Here is a 17,915-nt window from a genome sequence, read left to right on the forward strand (position 1 = left end):
AACATCACGCTGGCTGAGCTGCAAGGCGAGCAAGACGGCGTCAAGCACCTGCTGTAAACCAGGTGAGCGCCATGCAGCCGACGCCACAGGCATCGGGCCTTCGGGCCGCCCGGGTCCCCGCACAGGGGCAGGGCGCTGCGCCACCCCATTCATCGTCGGCTCCAGCACCGCATCCCCGCGATGTGCTGCTGGGTGCCCAGGCGCAGACCGGCTTTCTGCCAGTCTGCGACCACTACAGCGGCGTGGAAGCACGCATGCGCAAGAGCCTGCAGTTGCAGGCCGAAATGACGCAAGAGTTCGGCACTTGCGTTTTTGATGTCACCCTCGACTGTGAAGACGGCGCGCCCGTGGGGCTCGAAAAAAACCACGCCCTTTTGGTGGCGGCCCTGGCCTTGAACGCAGCGCCCGATGCCCGTGTCGCTGCGCGCGTTCATGCGGTAGGCCACCCGTCGTTCGCCAACGATGTCGCCACGATTGCGGGCGAGGCTGGCCACAGGCTGTGTCACCTCATGGTGCCCAAGGTGGAGTCGGTGGACGATGTGCTGCAGGCAGAGCGTGCACTGGAACTCGCCTCTGCCGCCCAGTTGCCCATCCATGTATTGATCGAATCCCCAGCAGCGGTGCACCGTTCATTCGAGATTGCTGCGCACCCCCGCGTGCAAAGCCTGAGCTTTGGCCTGATGGACTTCGTGTCGGCGCACGGCGGTGCCATTCCCGTGCATGGCATGAGTTCACGTGGCCAGTTCGAACACCCGCTGGTCGTGCGCGCCAAGTTGGAGATCGCCGCCGCCTGTCATGCCCATGGCAAGGTGCCATCGCACTGCGTGGTCACCGAGTTCAATGACACAACTGCCATGCAGGCTGCGGCTACCCGCGCATCGCAGGAACTGGGCTACACACGCATGTGGAGCATCCATCCTGCACAGATTCGCCCCATCCTGCAGGCGTTTGCGCCGCGGCAGGATGACATTGATATTGCTTCAAAAATAATAGCTGCTGCCGCAAACGCTGATTGGGCTCCAATCAGTTTTGGGGGCAAGCTGCATGACCGAGCCAGCTACCGCTTTTATTGGCAGGTGCTGGAGCGCGCCCACAGCACCGGGCGCGCACTTCCTTTGCCGGCGCGCCATTGGTTTGACGCACCGTCTTCCGGGGTTCTTTGTTCCTGAACCTTTCTCAGTACTTCGCCACGCAGGACTCTTTTTTCATGAAATCCTTCATCGCCTCTGCCCTGATGCTGCTGGCCCCAGCCCTCGTCCTGGCGCAAGCGCCTGCATCCAAGGCTGAGACCAAGCCCGCCGCCAAAGCGGCACCCAAGCCCGCAGCCAAGTCCACCGACAAGGCCGCTGCAGCCAAAACAACCACTAAAACCACTAAAACCACCAAAAAGGCCGAGACAGCCAAGGCTGACCCCACCAGCAGCCGCACCCAGCTCAAAAGCGCAACCGGTCAGGTCGCTGCGGGCATCATTGCTGCCGAGGCCGCACTCTCGCCCGCCGAGCTGGAGATTGCCGAACGTGTGCACGTCGGCCGAATCCCCTGCGAGCTGGGCGCTTTCGTGACGGTGACGGCGGACACTGCGACCCCAGGGCTCTTCCACATTGAGGGCAAGGGTTTCAAGTACCACATGTCGCCCGTGGCCACCACGACCGGCACGGTGCGCCTGGAAGACCAAAAGGGCGGCGCCGTCTGGCTGCAGATCGGCAATAAATCCATGCTGATGAACCAGAAGCTCGGTCAGCGGCTGGCTGACGAGTGCATGAGCCCGCAGCAAATGCTGGTGGCTGAAGCCATCAAGAAGAACCCACCTGTGAGCGTGCTGGAACCCCTCAAGTAGTCGCCACTGCGGCGGGTTCAGAAACACAAGCCCTGCCCCAGGAACAACGAATAAATGCCCTGTGCTGCTAGTGCCCCAAGTTGGAAATTCGCTGAATAAATCTACCGACAATCCCCGCCATGCGTCGTTGCAAATACTCGCCATGCCGCCCGGCATGTCTCCGCTTTGCGCCTAGCTTGACAGCGATTTCGGCAGATTTCTTTACTCAACGAACTTCCAACTCGGGACACTAGGCCCTAAGGCCTTTGTGCCAAAGGTGCCACTGCACACCGCCCCACTTTAGAACGCAACCGGAGAAAAATGATGTTGAAAGCCTACCGTGACCATGTGGCAGAGCGTGCCGCTCTGGGCATCCCACCCCTGCCTTTGAGCGCTAAGCAAACGGGCGAGCTCATCGAGCTGCTCAAGAATCCCCCTGCCGGCGAAGAAGCCATGCTGGTGGACCTGATCACGCACCGCGTGCCCGCTGGTGTGGACGACGCTGCCAAGGTCAAGGCCAGCTACCTGGCCGCCGTGGCGCACGGTACCGAGGTCTGCACACTGATCGGCCGCGAGCGCGCCACGCAGTTGCTCGGCACCATGCTGGGTGGCTACAACCTGACGCCCCTGATCGACTTGCTGGACGACGCGGCTGTGGCCTCCGTCGCCGCCGAAGCGCTCAAGAAGACGCTGCTGATGTTCGACCAGTTCCATGACGTCAAGGAAAAGGCCGACAAGGGCAACACCTTCGCCAAGGCCGTGCTGCAAAGCTGGGCCGATGCCGAGTGGTTTACCAGCCGTCCCGAAGTGCCGCAGAGCATCAAGCTCACGGTGCTCAAGGTCACTGGTGAGACCAACACCGATGACCTGTCGCCCGCCCCAGACGCCTGGAGTCGCCCCGACATCCCGCTGCACGCGCTGGCCATGCTCAAGAACAAGCGCGACGGCATTACCCCTGAAGAAGACGGCAAGCGTGGCCCGGTGAAGTTCATCGAAGACCTGCGTGCGCGTGGCAACCTCGTGGCCTACGTGGGCGACGTGGTGGGCACGGGTTCGAGCCGCAAGTCGGCCACCAACAGCGTGCTGTGGTTCACGGGCGAAGACATCCCGTTCGTGCCCAACAAGCGCTTCGGCGGTGTCTGCCTGGGCAGCAAGATTGCTCCCATCTTCTACAACACCATGGAAGACGCTGGTGCACTGCCTATCGAACTGGACGTGAGCCAGATGAACATGGGCGACGAGATTGAACTGCTGCCGTACGCGGGCAAGGCGCTCAAGGATGGCAATGTGATTGCCGAATTCGAAGTCAAGAGCGAAGTGCTGTTTGACGAAGTGCGCGCCGGCGGCCGCATTCCGCTGATCATCGGCCGCGGCCTGACGACCAAGGCCCGCGAAGCACTGGGGCTGCCCCCATCCACACTGTTCCGCCTGCCCCAGGTACCCGCTGCCACTGGCAAGGGTTTCACGCTGGCGCAAAAGATGGTGGGCCGCGCCTGCGGCCTGCCAGAGGGCACAGGCGTGGTGCCTGGCACGTACTGCGAACCCCGCATGACCTCGGTCGGCTCGCAGGACACCACCGGCCCCATGACCCGCGACGAACTCAAGGACCTGGCCTGCCTGGGCTTCAGCTCCGACTTGGTGATGCAGTCCTTCTGCCACACGGCGGCTTACCCCAAGCCCGTGGACGTGAAGATGCACCACGAGCTGCCCGACTTCATCAGCACGCGCGGCGGCATTTCGCTCAAGCCCGGCGACGGCATCATCCACAGCTGGCTCAACCGCATGCTGCTGCCCGACACCGTGGGTACCGGCGGCGACTCGCACACCCGCTTCCCCATCGGCATCAGCTTCCCCGCGGGCTCCGGCCTGGTGGCGTTTGCTGCCGCCACGGGCGTGATGCCCCTGGACATGCCTGAATCGGTGCTGGTGCGTTTCAAGGGCCAGATGCAGCCTGGCGTCACCCTGCGCGACCTGGTGCACGCGATTCCGCTGTACGCCATCAAGGCGGGCCACCTCACCGTGGCCAAGCAAGGCAAGGTCAACATCTTCTCGGGCCGCATCCTTGAGATTGAAGGTTTGCCGGACATGAAGGTCGAACAGGCGTTCGAGCTGTCCGACGCGTCGGCCGAGCGTTCAGCCGCTGGCTGCACGGTGCGCCTGAACAAGGAACCCGTGATCGAGTACATCAACTCGAACATCGTGCTGCTCAAGAACATGATCGCCCAGGGCTATGCCGACCCCCGCACCATTGGCCGCCGTATCAAGGCCATGGAAGCCTGGCTGGCCAACCCCCAGCTGCTGGCACCGGATGAAGACGCCGAGTACGCCGCCGTGATTGAGATCGATCTGTCCGAGATCACCGAACCCATCGTCTGCTGCCCCAACGACCCTGATGACGCCAAGACGCTGTCGGACGTGGCCGGCGCTGCGATCGACGAAGTGTTCATCGGCTCGTGCATGACCAACATCGGCCACTTCCGCGCGGCGTCCAAGCTGCTCGAAGGCAAAAAGGACATCCCGGTCAAGCTGTGGATGGCCCCACCCACCAAGATGGACGCCCAGCAGCTCACCGAAGAAGGCCACTATGGTGTGTTCGGCGCGGCCGGCGCCCGCATGGAAATGCCGGGCTGCTCGCTGTGCATGGGCAACCAGGCGCAGGTCAAGGAAGGCGCAACCGTGATGTCTACCAGCACGCGCAACTTCCCCAACCGCCTGGGCAAGAACACCAACGTGTACCTGGGCTCGGCCGAGCTGTCGGCCATCTGCTCCAAGCTGGGCCGCATTCCTTCCAAGGAAGAGTATCTGGCGGACATCGGTGTCATCAACCAGAACGGCGACAAGATCTACAAGTACATGAACTTTGACCAGATCGCCGAGTTCAAGGAAGTGGCAGACGGCGTCACAGCCTGATAGGCTTTCTGGAGGATCGTTGATCGGTCCCCCACTAAAAAGCGGCTCCTCGGAGCCGCTTTTTTCATGGCCTTGCGTATTCTGCATGTCACGTATTCGCAATGCATGAGCCATTTTTTTGTCATGCAAATGTCATTGTTGGGTTGCACGCTACGCCCATAACAACAAAAAGAAATGGAGGGACATCCATGGCAAGAGAAAACAAACCCGAAAAGATAGACACCCTGGGCAAGCGCCTGGGGATGCTGTTGTTCAGCGGGCTCTTCGCAGCGGCCTTTGGTCTGGGCGGCTATTTTGCGGGGCTCCAGCCCCTGGCGCAGACGCTCCAGGCGGCGCTGCAGGTGCGCAGTTGGCAGCCCGTGGCGGCCGAGGTGCTGGGCACCGAGCTCAAGCGCCACACCTCCAGCGACAGCACCACCTACCGGGTGCACGCCCGCTACCGCTACGAATTCGCGGGCCGGCAGTACGAGGGCACGCGGGTGGGGCTCGACCCCGGTGCCGGTGCAGACAACATCGGCGACTGGCATCAGCACTGGCACGGGCTGCTGCAAAGCGCACAGTCCCGTGGGCAGTCCATCACCATCATGGTCAACCCGCAGGCGCCCTCGCAGGCCCTCATCGACCCCTCCATCCGCTGGGGGCTGCAGATGTTCCGCGTGCCCTTTGCCTTGGTCTTCACCGGCGTGGGGCTGGTGGCGGCCTGGTTCTTCCTGCACATCCTGTTGGGCGGGGGTAGCACGAAGGAGGAGGCCAAGCTGGGCGCTTCGCCCAAGCCCCTGCAAAAGGCCTCCGCCAGCCAGTCGGCGGGTGCCACCTGGTTCTTCACGGTCTTTTGGTGCGGCATTGCCTTCCCCATGGCCGCCATGCTGTGGACCAGCAACGGCGCGCCCTGGTTTGCCAAGGCCTTCATCTCCATCTTCGTCATGGTGGGGGTGGGCCTGATCGGCCTGTCTCTGCACCAGACGCGCCGGGCCTGGCGCTATGCGGGCGCGGCGCTCACGGCGCTGCCAGCCCAGCCACGCGCAGGCCACCCGGTGGAACTGACACTGCTGCTGACCGAGCGCGCTGCCGCCCACCAGCAAGAGAACCGCCCGCAACTGCGCCTGGCCCAGTACCGGGTGGACGAGTCAAGCTCGGGCTCGCCCGAGCGCTGTGTGGAGTCCTTCACCGAAGCGGCGCGCATGCAGCGCACGGCCGATGGCGGGCTGCGGCTGGTCGCGCGCTTCGATCTGCCAGCCGACGCGCCACCCCACGGCAGCCAGCGCTCTGGCGAGCGCGTGGACTGGCGGCTGGAGCTGCTGCACGGGCCAGACGGCTCGGTGGAGCTGGCTTACGACCTGCCCGTGCAGGCCGCGCCGCGCAGCTTCGGTGGTGGTGGCGACGATGAACTGCCCGACCGCTTTGACCGGCGCGCCGCCTGGAGCCAGGTGGTGCCCATCGCGCCGCTGAGCGAGGCCGAAGAAGCAAATGATGCCCCCCTGCCTTTGTCCCCTGCGGTCACGCTGCAGGAGACCCCAGAGGCCTGGTACTACGGATTCAGCCAGAGCGGCTGGCGCTGGGCCGCCGCCCTGGTGCTGGCCGGGCTGGTGCTGGAGGCAGCCATCAACGGGCGCCTGGGCGCACAGGGGCTGGTGCTGCCCCGTGGATTGTTCCCGGCTGGCGCCTGGATCGGCCTGGCTGCCTTTGCCCTGCATGCCGCCACCCGCCGCTGGACCTTGACCGTGCAGGACGGGGGCATCACCGCACGCCGCCACTCCTGGCTCTGGTCGCGCGCCGACACCGTGCCCGGCGATGCCAGCCGCAATCTGGCCCACAAGCTGCTCTACACCGCGGGCAGCGGTGCCAGCGAACACCGCTACCACGCCGTCTACGCACGCGGGGCAGGCGATACGCTGGTGCGGCTGACCCCCGGTCTGGGCGGCGAGGCGGCGGCCACGGCCCTGGGCCAATCACTCGCGCAGGCCTGGGGGCACCGGCGCGGCCGCTGTGCCGCCGGCATGCAGCGGCCCAAGCGGGTCCAGCACTCCCGCCCCGCCTGGGGCGCGCTGCTGGTGCTGGCCCTGGTGGTCTGGTGGGTCGTGGGGCCCGAGGTGGCTGGCACCAGGCACCGCACTTCGGCGGGCGAGACGGCTGCTCCCGCCGTGTCGTATTCCGCCGTGGATGGCCGCCTGCTCGATGCCCAGAACGCCGGCGACGCCGCAGCCCTGCGCGCCGCGCTGGCCGCCGGCGCCAACCCCAACCTGCTCGCGCCCAACGGCTCCAGCGTGCTCATGCTGGCGGCGCACCGGGGCCAGTTGGAGCACATCGAGGCCTTGTTGGCCGCTGGCGCCAAGCCCGACCTGCGCCAGACCCAGAAGGACAGCGAGCGGGGCGACACCGCGCTGCTGCGTGCCTTCTATGGCGGCAACCTGGAAGCAGCCCGGCGCCTGGTGCAGGCCGGGGCCAGCCTGTCAGCGCGCAACCGCTGGGACTGGGGCCCCCTGCACATGGCTGCGCAAAGCGGCTGTGTTCCGTGCCTTGACTGGCTGGCCGCGCAAGGCCAGGCCGTTGACGAGCCGGCCCTCGCCAGCCGTGGCGAGACGCCCGCCATGCTGGCGGCTGGCAGGGGCAGGGTGGAGGCGCTGCAATGGTTCGAGGCCCGTGGCGTTGACCTCGCGCGCAAGGACGCCCACGGCAACACCGCGCTGGACTGGGCGCGATTCAAGCAACAGCTCAATGCGGAACGCTGGCTTGGGGAACGGGCGCGCTGAAGCGTCCATCCATGGTCGGCGACAGCGCTCCGCCAGTCTCGGCATCTCACGCCGCTGCCAATCGCACTGCCCATAGCCGACACATTCACCAATCCTCGGAAGTTCTGCTGGTAACCGCCTGCGGCATCCTTGTCATTTTCGAATGGCGCCTTGCCCGGTGGCGTGATAAGGTGAATCGGTAACAAAGGGTGTCTGGGGCTGTTCGCCCGCTGCGCCCCCTGACCTGGAGTAATCGCTCATGGTGTCTGTGTAGGTGTTGTGCAAAACATGCAGTCAATGCTCCGCTGTGCAAAGCTGGTGCTAATGGCCGTGCGGGTACGGCCCTTCGGGCTTGCCCTTGCGCTGTTGCTGTCGGCGCAGGCGCAGGCGCAGACAGTGCCTCCCGCAGGCCTGTGGAGCCATCAGAACGATGCGTTGGTCAGCCTCAGCAGTCTTGTCATCGTCGTAGTACTGGCGCTTTTGGGTGCGGGCATCGCGTGGTATGCCGTTCGCACCAATCGGCGCCTCGTGCGGGTGCTGGCTGATAGTGACCGGCGTGCGCAGCGCGAGCAGGTGCGTAGCCGCATTCTGGGGCTGTTGGCGCAGGACTCGCCGCTGCCGACTCTGCTGCACGAAATGGTGCGCGGCGTGGAGGCGGGCAACCCCGAGATGCTTTGCAGCATTTTGCTGCTCGACTCCCAGCAGCAGTGCCTGCTGACAGGCGCGGCGCCCAGCCTGCCTGACTCCTTCAACGCCGCCATCCACGGCGCGGCCATTGGCCCGGCGCGCGGGTCATGCGGCACAGCGGCCAGCACGGGCGAGCGGGTCGTGGTGCAGGACATTCAGACTCACCCCTACTGGGTGGACTTTCGGGATCTCGCGGCGCAGGCGGGGCTGGCTTCGTGCTGGTCAGAACCCATCCGTTCCCCTTCCGGCCAGGTGCTGGGGACGTTTGCCATTTACCACCGCTGGCCGCAGGCACCGGGGGAGTCGGACATCGTGCTGATCGAGGAGATGTCCAAGCTCGCGGCCATTGCCATCGAGCGGGCACGGGCCCAGGACGCGCTGCGCGTGAGCGAGGAGCGCCACCGCCTGCTGGCCGACCATGCCAGCGATGTGATCTGGACCATCGACCTGCAAGGCCGTTGCACCTATGTCAGCCCCTCGGTCGAAAAGCTGCGGGGCTACACCGTGGCAGAGGTGATGGCACAGACGATGGGTGAAGCCCTTGCCCCCAGCTCGGCAGCATTGGCGAGCAACCTGCTCCGGGCAGGGATCGGCGCAGTCAAGCGTGGAGAGCGGTTCCCCGAGCAGCGAAACGAGCTGGAACATCCCTGCAAAAACGGCGGATCGGTCTGGACCGAGGTGTCCACCGCGGGCATCTATGGCGCCAATGGGGAGTTTGTGGGCATCCTGGGGGTGTCGCGTGACATCAGCGACCGGCGCCGCACCGAACAGCGCATTGAACACATGGCGCAGCACGACCCCCTCACCGATCTGCCCAACCGCACCCTGCTGGAAGACCGCTTGCGCCTGGCCATGGCGGCTGCTCACCGCGAAGCCCGCATGCTGGCCGTGATGTTTCTGGATCTCGACCAGTTCAAGCCTGTGAACGATCAACATGGCCACACGGTGGGCGACACCCTGCTCAAGGCCGTGGCTGAACGCCTGCTCGGTGTCATGCGCGCGTCCGATACCGTGGCCCGAATCGGTGGCGACGAGTTCGTGGTGTTGTTGCCGACTGTGGGCGCGGAACACGATGCGCTGCTGGTGGCAGAGAAGATCCGAGAGGCGTTGTCACGGCCTTTTGATCTGGACGGGCGGGTGGTGCAAGTGTCAGCCAGCGTGGGCGTCGCACTGTACCCAATGCATGGCAGCGGCGACGCCGAGCTGCGGCGCAATGCGGATTCGGCCATGTATGTGGCCAAGGAAGCCGGCAGCAACCGTGTGTGTCTGTACCCCGACCGGGTGATGAACCCGGCGGAATTTGTGCAGGGCCTGGGGGGCGCATCCTGAGCGTGTTCCCATGCGCGCTGATCGGCTCACTACACCACCTGACAGCGCTTGATAGCAACTTGCAGCACTGAAAAGTGCCGAAAAGCGCGCAGGGCCTTGGAGCGTTAGCGCTTTGGCACAAGACGCAGTGGCGCTTACAGCCAAATCACAGCCAATTAGTATAAAAATGATAGCTGCTAGCGCTTATTGGATAAGCGCTAGAGGTCATTTGGGCTTAAAAATTCCGAGTGATGAGGCCGACGCCGCCAGCCTTGGCCTTGCTCAGTCCTGCGGACGGAATCCAATGGTCAGCGATGACGGCACGCGTCCATCCGTATCGCGGGGCAGGGTCTCGGTCTTGTCCAGCGCGCGCAGCACGGCATCGTCCCAGGCCTTGTTGCCGCTCGACTGCACCAGGCGCTTGCCCACAATGGTGCCGTCTGGCGACAGGCGCACCTCCACCTCGGCGCGCGGGTTGCCCGACAGCATGTCGGGATACACGATGTTGGGCTTGACCTTGGCTGCCACCTTGCCGCCGTAGGTGCCCGACGGGCCCGCACTGCGCAGGGCCGTACCCGTGGCTGTCTCGCCGCCGGTGGCACTTGCCAAGCCGAGGTTGCGGCGAATGTTTTCTTCACGCTGCTTTGCGAGCTGTTTTTCTTCGGCCTCGGCCTTGCGCTTGGCGGCTTCCTCCGCCTTGCGTTTGTCTTCTGCCAGCTTCTTTTGCTTTTCCTGCTCGGCTTTTTTCTGTTCAGCCAGCTGTTTATCGCGCAGTTCCTTTTCTTTTTCCCGCTCTTTGTCCTTTTGCAGGCGTTCCTTCTTTTCCTGCTCCAAGCGGTCCCGGCGCTCGTCTTCCTTGCGTTCGCGATCACGCTTGTCACGCTCTGCCTGCTGTTCGCGCGCTTTTTTCTCCTGCTCCAGGCGCTTCTTTTCGCGCTCGATGGCGATGTCGGCTTCGCGCGTGTCGGGCGGTTCTACCGCGCGGGGTGGCGGTGGGGGCGGCGGTGTGGGTGTTTTGACCTCCGGTGTGGGCGGCGGCGGTGGAGGTGGTGGAGGCTCCACCGCACGCGGCGCAGCTTGCTGGGGCACGGCGGCCCACAGTTCTGCCTCTACGGCGGGTTGGTCGGAACTGCTCTTCCAGTTCACGCCCCACGTCAGCGCGCCGATCAGCACCCCATGCACCAGCACCGCCAGCGCGATGGCGCGCAGGCGTGCCGGGGGGCTGGGCGGAGCAAACTGGTCGCGGTCGTCTTGGGCGTGCATGGAGTGTGAAAAAAGGCGAGGTGAGCGGAGCGGATCAGCCGCCTTGTTTGACAGACAGGCCTACGCGCTGCACGCCGGCCTTTTGCAGGGCGTCCATGGCCTTCACCACGTTTTCATACTGCACGCCCTTGTCGGCGCTGATGACCACCGCGCTATTGGCATCGCCCTGGCTTTTCTGCCAGCGGCTGGCGGCATCGCCAATCTCCCGCTGGGTCACGCTGCGCGTAGCTTCAGGCGTTTTGAACTGCAGCGAGCCGTCCTTGTTGACGATCACCTGCGCCACCACCTTGGGCATGTTCTTGCCCTTGCCCACGCTGGGCACGTCAATCACGCCGGGCGTCAGCATGGGCGCCGTCACCATGAAGATGATGAGCAGCACCAGCATGACGTCGATGAACGGCACCATGTTGATCTCGTTGATGGTGCGGCGGCCTCGGCCGCGGGATGCCATGGCGGGCATGTGGCGCCTCCGTGCTCAGTGGCCGGAGGCCGACGGGCCTGCGGGTGCGGGCTGGGCGCCCAGGTTGCGCTGCAGAATGTTGGAGAACTCTTCGATGAAGGTCTCTTGGTGAGTTGCTACGCGGTCAATGTCGCGGGCAAAGCGGTTGTAGGCAATCACGGCCGGGATGGCGGCAAACAGGCCCAGGGCGGTGGCCACCAGCGCCTCGGCAATGCCGGGGGCCACGGTGGCCAGGGTCACCTGCTCCATGCCTGCGAAGCCGGTGAACGCATGCATGATGCCCCACACCGTGCCGAACAGGCCCACATACGGCGATACAGAACCGACCGAGGCCAGGAACGACAGGCTGGACTCCACCACATCCATCTCGCGCTGAAAGCTGGCGCGCATGGCGCGGCGTGCGCCGTCGAGCAAAGTGCCCGGGTCCACAATGCGGCGCTCGCGCAGCTTTTGGTACTCGCGCATGCCGCTGGCAAAAATGCGCTCCATGGGGCCTGCCTGCTTGGCGTTCTGGGCCGCGCTGGCAAACAGGTCATTCAGGCTGGTGCCCGACCAGAAATCGCGCTCGAAGTCGTCGTTCAGGGTCTTCACGCGCTTTAAGGCAAACAGCTTGCGAAAGATGGCGGCCCAGCTGGCGACCGAGACGATCAGCAGCAACAGCATGACGAGTTGCACCACCCAGCTGGCTTGCAGCACCAGGTTGATGATGGACATGTCTTGGGAGTTCATGGTGTGAGTTGTTCCAGAAGGGTGTTCGGAATTCTTGCGGGTCGCAGGGTGGCAGCGTCCACCCATCCAATGCGGATGGTGCCTTCGCTCAGCAACAACGGGGCTTGTTCGTTCATCTGCTCTGGTTTCAGGAGCGCGCTCTGCACTATTGTCAACGATGCGCGGCCCGTGGCCTGCAGGGCGGCGGTAACAATCAGTTCATCGTCCAGCCGTGCAGGGCGGTGGTAGCTCAACTGGGCATCGGTTACGACAAACATGCCCCCGGTTTGTTCCCGCAATCGCTGCTGGCCCACGCCCAGCGACCGCAGCCACTCGGTGCGGGCCCGTTCAAAGAACTTGAGGTAATTGGCATAAAACACGATGCCGCCCGCATCGGTGTCTTCCCAATACACGCGGATGGGGAACTCGAACGCCATCGCGCGTTACCCCAGCACGCCGCGCAGCCGCGCCACCGACTCCTGCAGCTGCGCCATGGAGTTGGCGGTGGAAAAACGTACGAAGCGTTCGGGCTCCGCCGTACCAAAGTCACGCCCTGGCGTCACCGCGATGTGCGCGCGGCGCATCAGCTCAAACGCAAAGTCCCAGCTACCGCTGACACCCAGGCGCTCGGCGGCCTGCGTGCAGTCCGCCCAGGCGTAGAAGGCGCCGTCGGGCATCACCGGCACCGTGAGGCCCATGGACTGCAGCGCTGGGATGAAGAAGTCGCGCCGCGCTTTGAACTCTGCACGGCGGCGTTCGTACTCGGCAATGCTCTCGGGTTCGAAGCAGGCCAGCGCCGCGTGCTGCGACACGGTGCTTGCACAGATGAACAGGTTCTGCGCCAGGCGCTCGACCACCGGCACCATGGCGTCGGGCACCACCATCCAGCCCAGGCGCCAGCCGGTCATGTTGAAGTACTTGCTGAAGCTGTTGATGCTGATGATGTTGTCGTCGATGGCCAGCGCCGTGTGGCCAAACTCTTCCTCGTACGACAGGCCCAGGTAGATCTCGTCGATCATCGTGATGCCGCCCTTCGCGCGCACCACGTCGTGGATGCGGCGCAGCTCATCGGGCGCAATCGAAGTACCCGTGGGGTTGGATGGCGATGCCAGCAACACGCCCCGCGTCTTCTCGCCCCAGGCGGCGCGCACCTTGTCGGCGCTCAGCTGGTAGCGCTCGGCCGCCGTGGTGGGCAGCAGCACGGCCTTGCCCTCGGCGGCGCTCACAAAGTGGCGGTTGCAGGGGTAGCTCGGGTCGGGCATCAGGATCTCGTCGCCTGATTCAATGAGCGCCAAGCACGCGAGCTGCAGCGCGGCCGATGCGCCCGCCGTCACCACGATGCGGCGCGCAGGCACGTTCACGCCAAAGCGGCTCTGGTACCAGCCGCTGATGCGTTCGCGCAAGGCGTCCAGGCCCAGCGCGTTGGTGTATTGCGTGGTGCCGCTGTGCACGGCGCGGGCTGCGGCCTCCTGCACCAGCGGCGGGGCCGTGAAATCCGGCTCGCCGATGTTCAAGAAGATCATCGGCTCACGCGTGCCCGCCACCTCGCGGGCCAGGGCCTGCGCGGCCTTGGCCACTTCCATCACGTAGAACGGTTCGATGCGCTTGGCGCGCGTGGAAAACTTCATGGGAAGGTCCTGCCCGTTGCGGGTCGGGCGTTGGTTCAAAACCAAAAGGGAGAAGGCTAGGTGCGTGGCGGCGGGTTGCACGCGCAGAGGTCGTTCGGCGGTGCGCTCAGGCGTCGTCGGTGGGCGCTGGTGTAGATGGCGACACGCCAGAGGCCTTGTCGGCGGCTACTTCGACCGCGCGCAGCTTTGGGGCCAAGCCGTTGAGCACGGCGTTCACGTACTTGTGGCCGTCGGTACCGCCAAACTCCTTGGCCAGTTCGATGCACTCGTTGAGCACCACGCGCCAAGGCACGTCCAGGCAGTGCAGGAACTCGTATACGCCGATCCACATCACCGCGTGCTCGATGGGCGAGATCTCGGCCATCTTGCGGTCCAGCAGCGGGGTGATCAGCGCATCCAGGTCAGCGGCGGTGTTGATGCAGCCGTGCAGGAGCGCGTCGTAGTGCACCGAGTCGGCCTTGTGAAAGCCCGCCAGGTCGCGCGTGAACGCGTCGATGGCGTGCGCATCGTTCCCGCCCACCAGGTGCTGGTACAGCGCCTGCAGCGCGAATTCGCGCGCGCGGCTGCGGTTGGACTTGGACGCCGCCTTGCGCACGCCCGTGCTCTTGAGTCCGGTGCGCACTTGCTTGGGAGGCCGTGCGGACGACGGCGTGGGGGTGTTTTCGCTCATGACAGATCGTCCAGCAGGTTGGCCATTTCCACCGCAACGCGGGCGGCATCAGTGCCTTTTTCGGTCTGGCGGGCGATGGCCTGCTCGACGTTTTCGGTGGTGATGATGGCGTTGGCAATAGGGATCTGGTAGTCCAGCGACAGGCGCGTGACGCCCGCGCCGGATTCGTTGGCCACCAGCTCGAAGTGGTAGGTCTCTCCACGGATGATGCAGCCCAGCGCAATCAGCGCGTCGAACTCATCGCTTTCGGCCATGGCCTGCAGGGCCACGGGCACCTCCAGCGCACCGGGCACCAGCACGTGCTGGATGTTTTTTTCTTGCACGCCCAGCGCCAGCAGCTCTGCGCGGCAGGCAGCCGCTAGCGTGTTGGTGATGCTCTCGTTGAAGCGGGCCTGTACGATGCCAATGTGCAGTTTCTTGCCGTCCAGGCGGTCTGCGGTGCCTTTGTCTGCGCCAAACATAGTGATGTGATCCTGCTCTTTATTCTTTGGGGATGAAACCGGTGATTTCGAGGCCGTAGCCCGCCATGCTGGGCATGCGGCGCGGCTGGCCCATGAGGGCCATTTTCTGCACGCCACATTCACGCAAAATTTGTGCGCCGACGCCGTAGGTGCGCAGGTCCATACGCCCACGTTCGGGCGCCTGGGCAGAGCGGGCCGTGCCTTCAAACTGGGCCAGCAACTGCGTTGCCGTTTCGCCGCAATTCAGCAGCACGGCCACGCCCTTGCCCTGTTTGGTCAGGTACTGCAGGCTGGTGTCCAGGCCCCACGAGTGCATGGAGCGGTTGACTTCAAGTGCGTCGAACACCGACAGCGGCTCGTGCACGCGCACGGGCACCACGTCGTCGGCGTTCCACTGGCCCTTGACCAGCGCCAGGTGCACGGCCTGGCTGGGCTTGTCGCGGAACGCGTGGGCGGTGAATTCGCCATAGGCGGTCTGCATCGTGCGCTGGCCGACTTTCTCTACCAGCGACTCATTGCGGCTGCGGTGCTCGATCAGGTCGGCAATGGTGCCGATCTTGAGGCCGTGCTCTGCCGCAAACAGCTGCAGATCAGGCAGGCGGGCCATGGTGCCGTCGTCCTTCATGATCTCGCAGATCACCGATGCGGGGCTGCAGCCCGCCATGGCGGCCAGGTCGCAACCGGCTTCCGTATGGCCTGCACGCATCAGCACGCCACCATCGACCGCTTGCAGCGGAAAGATGTGGCCGGGCTGCACCAAGTCGGTGGGCTTGCTGCCACGGTCCACCGCCACCTGCACGGTGCGGGCACGGTCGGCGGCCGAGATACCGGTGGTCACGCCTTCAGCCGCCTCGATGGACACGGTGAAAGCCGTGCTGTACACCGTGCCGTTGCGCGCCGCCATGGGGGGCAGCTTCAAGAACTCGCAGCGCTCCCGGGTGAGCGTCAGGCAGATCAGCCCCCGGCCGAAGCGGGCCATGAAGTTGATGGCCTCGGGCGTTACATGGTCGGCGGCCAGGACGAGATCGCCTTCGTTTTCGCGGTCTTCTTCATCCACCAGGATGACGATGCGCCCGGCGCGCATCTCGGCCACGATGTCCTCGACAGGCGAGATCGGCACGGGGGTGAGGGGGGGTGTCATGAAATGAAGGCTTTCGTTGGGGCCGCTTGCGTGTCAGCGGTGCGGCGCAGCGCAGGTCCCTGTGGTCGGGGCCCCGGCTGTGTTGCCAGCGAAGAACCCCCAGAACCGCCCAAAGAACATGCGATGCGGCGCTGCCGCAGCGTTACAGGGGCCCGCTGGTCAGCAAGCCACTGCAGAAACAAAGGCGCGATTTTAGTTCACGCACGCCCAGCGCGGCAGGTCTTGCCCTGCAGAGACCGCAAACACGTGCTCAGCGCTTGCCGCCGCTCAGATGGCCGCGCCCTGCAGCACCACATCCGACGTCGGGTAGGCCACGCAGGGCAGCACGCAGCCCTCGGCCTTTTCTTCGGCGGTGAGGCCTGGCCATTCGATGGCGTAGCGCACCTCGCCTTCGGCAAGCATGCCGATGCAGGTGCGGCAGGTGCCGTTGCGGCACGAGCTGGGCCAGTCGATGCCGCCTTGCTCCAGCGACAGCAGCAGGGGCTGCTCGGGCCAGGCGTCGCACTGCTGGCCATCAGGCTCGATCTTGGCGATGAAGAAGGGGGCGGCCGTGGGTGTATTCATGGGGCTTGTTTCGTCAGGGGTTGCGGGCTGCGTGCGTCCACACCAGCAGCAGGTTGTTGGCGGGCATTGCATGGCGCGCAGCCAGTTGCAGACCTGCCTGGGCAGCGACGGCGGCCACGTCTTCGATGCGGCGGATGCCCCAGCTGGCGTCCTGCGCGCGCAGACTGGCGTCGAAAGACAGGTTGCCGGGCGCGGTGGGCACGCCGTCTTCCAGGTACGGGCCGTAGGTGACGAGGTAGCCGCCGGGTGCCAGGTGCTGCGCAGCGCCTTGCATCAGCCCCGTGCAGCAGGCCCAGGGCGCGATGTGCAGCATGTTGGCGCAGTAGATCAGGTCAAACGACGCGGCGCCGAACGCCGTGCCCTCGCTGGGCCAGCGGTCATGCAGCACGTCCAGCCGCTGTGGCGCCCGCACGTTGCGGGCGCCGGTCTGTGCCACCCAGCCGGTGATCGAGCCAAAGTGGGTGGCGTGCTGGTCGGTGGGTTGCCAGGTCCAGCCGGGCAGGGCGGCCGCAAAGTGCGCGGCGTGCTGGCCGGTGCCACTAGCAATCTCCAGCGCGGCGCCAATGCGTGGCAGCAGGGCCAGAAGGTGCGCCAGGATGGGGCCTTGGTTGCGTTCGGCGGCGGGGCTGTGCTGGAGTGAGGCAGTGGACACGGAAAATTGGGGTGTTTTTGGCGTCTAGCGCATGTTTGATAAGCGCTATAAGCTATGAAGTTTATAGCAATCCAAAGTGCGCTGCCGTGGACTGTACCGCAGACGCTCCATCCGGTGGAACTGCCTGTTTTTTAGGCGGTACAAGAAGTTTCCTTGTAAATCAATGACTTAAAACTGTCATACAAGGCTTGTTCAGAGTTATCCACAAGATTGTCCAGTGCGGGCAGGGACAACCAGCGGTTTTGAGGCCTTCTGAAGGCGGCTGCCAGCAAAGTTCAATTGGATTTCGAGTCTGCCTGTTTTTTGTGCATCACAAGGATAGTCCTTGTAAATCAATCACTTAAACATGTCATACAAGGCTTATCCAAGGTTGTCCACACCTTTGTCCAGTGCCAGCTGGGATAACAGACGCCAATGTTTCCTGTGTTGCCTAAAAAATAGGCGGTGCAGGGTGTTCCCTTACAAATCAAGCACTTGGAGTCGTCATACAGGGCTTGTCAAAACTTATCCACATGATTGTCCAGTGCTGGCAGGGATAACCCGTAGGCGGACATTCAAGCCGTGACTTTCACACCCTTCCAGAACGCGACGCGGCCCTTGATTTCTTCGGCCGAGGGCTTGGGGTCGGCATAAAACCAGGCGGCGTCGGTGTTCATCTCGCCGTTGACCAGCAGCGACAGGTAGCTGGCCTGGCCCTTCCAGGCGCAGGTGGTCTTGTGGTTGCTGAAGGTGAAGTAGTCGCGGTGGAGTGCGCTTTCGGGGAAATAGTGGTTGCCTTCCACCACCACGGTGTCATCGCTCTCCGCAACCACTACGCCGTTCCAGACTGCTTTCATGGGAAATCCTTGGTAAAAATGGCCGCTAGCGCTTGTTGAACAACCGCTGATAGCTATGAAATTGTGAGTAATGGGCTGCCGC

Annotated in this window: 16 protein-coding genes; 5 read left to right on the forward strand and 11 right to left on the reverse strand. The window is 64.4% G+C overall.

The window, feature by feature from the left end:
* Positions 1–71: 71 nt before the first annotated feature.
* The 5 genes from ACK4OE_RS05930 to ACK4OE_RS05950 all read left to right on the forward strand — a co-directional run bounded on the left by ACK4OE_RS05930 (position 72) and on the right by ACK4OE_RS05950 (position 9,471).
* Positions 72–1,169, forward strand: a complete 1,098-nt coding sequence (locus ACK4OE_RS05930) for an HpcH/HpaI aldolase/citrate lyase family protein (protein ID WP_409883707.1) — start codon at positions 72–74, stop codon at positions 1,167–1,169.
* A gap of 38 nt (positions 1,170–1,207) precedes the next feature.
* On the forward strand, positions 1,208–1,837 hold the full coding sequence (locus ACK4OE_RS05935; protein ID WP_409883708.1) for a hypothetical protein: 630 nt from the start codon (positions 1,208–1,210) through the stop codon (positions 1,835–1,837).
* 303 nt (positions 1,838–2,140) lie between these two features.
* The gene (gene acnB, locus ACK4OE_RS05940) at positions 2,141–4,726 is read left to right on the forward strand and encodes a bifunctional aconitate hydratase 2/2-methylisocitrate dehydratase (RefSeq protein WP_409883710.1); all 2,586 of its coding nucleotides are present in this window, start codon (positions 2,141–2,143) and stop codon (positions 4,724–4,726) included.
* A gap of 188 nt (positions 4,727–4,914) precedes the next feature.
* Positions 4,915–7,476, forward strand: a complete 2,562-nt coding sequence (locus ACK4OE_RS05945; protein WP_409883712.1) for an ankyrin repeat domain-containing protein — start codon at positions 4,915–4,917, stop codon at positions 7,474–7,476.
* Between the two features lie 267 nt (positions 7,477–7,743).
* On the forward strand, positions 7,744–9,471 hold the full coding sequence (locus ACK4OE_RS05950) for a diguanylate cyclase domain-containing protein (RefSeq protein ID WP_409883713.1): 1,728 nt from the start codon (positions 7,744–7,746) through the stop codon (positions 9,469–9,471).
* Between the two features lie 261 nt (positions 9,472–9,732).
* Here the strand turns inward: ACK4OE_RS05950 and tolA are convergent, their stop codons facing one another.
* The 11 genes from tolA to ACK4OE_RS06005 all read right to left on the reverse strand — a co-directional run bounded on the left by tolA (position 9,733) and on the right by ACK4OE_RS06005 (position 17,833).
* Positions 9,733–10,713 carry a cell envelope integrity protein TolA gene (gene tolA, locus ACK4OE_RS05955; protein ID WP_409883714.1) on the reverse strand — a complete coding sequence of 327 codons (981 nt, stop codon included), beginning with the start codon at positions 10,711–10,713 and terminating at the stop codon, positions 9,733–9,735.
* Positions 10,714–10,747: 34 nt separating this feature from the next.
* Positions 10,748–11,173, reverse strand: a complete 426-nt coding sequence (locus ACK4OE_RS05960) for an ExbD/TolR family protein (RefSeq protein ID WP_409883715.1) — start codon at positions 11,171–11,173, stop codon at positions 10,748–10,750.
* Between the two features lie 15 nt (positions 11,174–11,188).
* On the reverse strand, positions 11,189–11,902 hold the full coding sequence (gene tolQ / locus ACK4OE_RS05965; protein ID WP_409883718.1) for a protein TolQ: 714 nt from the start codon (positions 11,900–11,902) through the stop codon (positions 11,189–11,191).
* A complete protein-coding gene (gene ybgC / locus ACK4OE_RS05970; protein WP_409883720.1) occupies positions 11,899–12,318 on the reverse strand; it encodes a tol-pal system-associated acyl-CoA thioesterase in 420 nt (139 codons plus the stop codon). Before ybgC ends, tolQ begins: the two co-directional genes overlap by 4 nt.
* A 6-nt stretch (positions 12,319–12,324) precedes the next feature.
* A complete protein-coding gene (locus tag ACK4OE_RS05975; RefSeq protein ID WP_409883721.1) occupies positions 12,325–13,509 on the reverse strand; it encodes a pyridoxal phosphate-dependent aminotransferase in 1,185 nt (394 codons plus the stop codon).
* A 106-nt stretch (positions 13,510–13,615) separates the two neighbouring features.
* Positions 13,616–14,179, reverse strand: a complete 564-nt coding sequence (nusB, locus tag ACK4OE_RS05980) for a transcription antitermination factor NusB (RefSeq protein ID WP_409883722.1) — start codon at positions 14,177–14,179, stop codon at positions 13,616–13,618.
* Positions 14,176–14,640, reverse strand: a complete 465-nt coding sequence (ribH, locus tag ACK4OE_RS05985; RefSeq protein ID WP_409883723.1) for a 6,7-dimethyl-8-ribityllumazine synthase — start codon at positions 14,638–14,640, stop codon at positions 14,176–14,178. Before ribH ends, nusB begins: the two co-directional genes overlap by 4 nt.
* 19 nt (positions 14,641–14,659) lie before the next feature.
* Entirely contained in the window at positions 14,660–15,781 is a 1,122-nt protein-coding gene (gene ribBA / locus ACK4OE_RS05990) for a bifunctional 3,4-dihydroxy-2-butanone-4-phosphate synthase/GTP cyclohydrolase II (RefSeq protein ID WP_409883724.1), read from the reverse strand.
* 267 nt (positions 15,782–16,048) lie between these two features.
* Complete coding sequence (locus ACK4OE_RS05995) at positions 16,049–16,345, reverse strand: 2Fe-2S iron-sulfur cluster-binding protein (RefSeq protein ID WP_409883725.1); 297 nt, start codon at positions 16,343–16,345, stop codon at positions 16,049–16,051.
* A 13-nt stretch (positions 16,346–16,358) separates the two neighbouring features.
* Positions 16,359–16,997 carry a DUF938 domain-containing protein gene (locus tag ACK4OE_RS06000; RefSeq protein WP_409883726.1) on the reverse strand — a complete coding sequence of 213 codons (639 nt, stop codon included), beginning with the start codon at positions 16,995–16,997 and terminating at the stop codon, positions 16,359–16,361.
* 554 nt (positions 16,998–17,551) lie between these two features.
* Positions 17,552–17,833, reverse strand: a complete 282-nt coding sequence (locus ACK4OE_RS06005; RefSeq protein WP_409883727.1) for a DUF427 domain-containing protein — start codon at positions 17,831–17,833, stop codon at positions 17,552–17,554.
* Positions 17,834–17,915 lie beyond the last annotated feature (82 nt).

It is taken from the genome of Acidovorax sp., assembly GCF_046314175.1.
In the GTDB taxonomy this organism is placed as follows: Bacteria; Pseudomonadota; Gammaproteobacteria; order Burkholderiales; family Burkholderiaceae_C; genus Acidovorax.

Bases quoted from the DNA above. Each gene is read 5' to 3' on its own strand.
- acnB (WP_409883710.1), top strand. From the start codon at position 2,141: ATGTTGAAAGCCTACCGTGACCATGTGGCAGAGCGTGCCGCTCTGGGC.
- ybgC (WP_409883720.1), bottom strand. From the start codon at position 12,318: ATGGCGTTCGAGTTCCCCATCCGCGTGTATTGGGAAGACACCGATGCG.
- ACK4OE_RS05960 (WP_409883715.1), bottom strand. From the start codon at position 11,173: ATGCCCGCCATGGCATCCCGCGGCCGAGGCCGCCGCACCATCAACGAG.
- ACK4OE_RS05950 (WP_409883713.1), top strand. From the start codon at position 7,744: ATGCAGTCAATGCTCCGCTGTGCAAAGCTGGTGCTAATGGCCGTGCGG.
- ACK4OE_RS05975 (WP_409883721.1), bottom strand. From the start codon at position 13,509: ATGAAGTTTTCCACGCGCGCCAAGCGCATCGAACCGTTCTACGTGATG.
- ACK4OE_RS05945 (WP_409883712.1), top strand. From the start codon at position 4,915: ATGGCAAGAGAAAACAAACCCGAAAAGATAGACACCCTGGGCAAGCGC.
- nusB (WP_409883722.1), bottom strand. From the start codon at position 14,179: ATGAGCGAAAACACCCCCACGCCGTCGTCCGCACGGCCTCCCAAGCAA.
- ACK4OE_RS05935 (WP_409883708.1), top strand. From the start codon at position 1,208: ATGAAATCCTTCATCGCCTCTGCCCTGATGCTGCTGGCCCCAGCCCTC.
- ACK4OE_RS05995 (WP_409883725.1), bottom strand. From the start codon at position 16,345: ATGAATACACCCACGGCCGCCCCCTTCTTCATCGCCAAGATCGAGCCT.
- ACK4OE_RS06005 (WP_409883727.1), bottom strand. From the start codon at position 17,833: ATGAAAGCAGTCTGGAACGGCGTAGTGGTTGCGGAGAGCGATGACACC.
- tolA (WP_409883714.1), bottom strand. From the start codon at position 10,713: ATGCACGCCCAAGACGACCGCGACCAGTTTGCTCCGCCCAGCCCCCCG.
- ribBA (WP_409883724.1), bottom strand. From the start codon at position 15,781: ATGACACCCCCCCTCACCCCCGTGCCGATCTCGCCTGTCGAGGACATC.
- ribH (WP_409883723.1), bottom strand. From the start codon at position 14,640: ATGTTTGGCGCAGACAAAGGCACCGCAGACCGCCTGGACGGCAAGAAA.
- tolQ (WP_409883718.1), bottom strand. From the start codon at position 11,902: ATGAACTCCCAAGACATGTCCATCATCAACCTGGTGCTGCAAGCCAGC.
- ACK4OE_RS05930 (WP_409883707.1), top strand. From the start codon at position 72: ATGCAGCCGACGCCACAGGCATCGGGCCTTCGGGCCGCCCGGGTCCCC.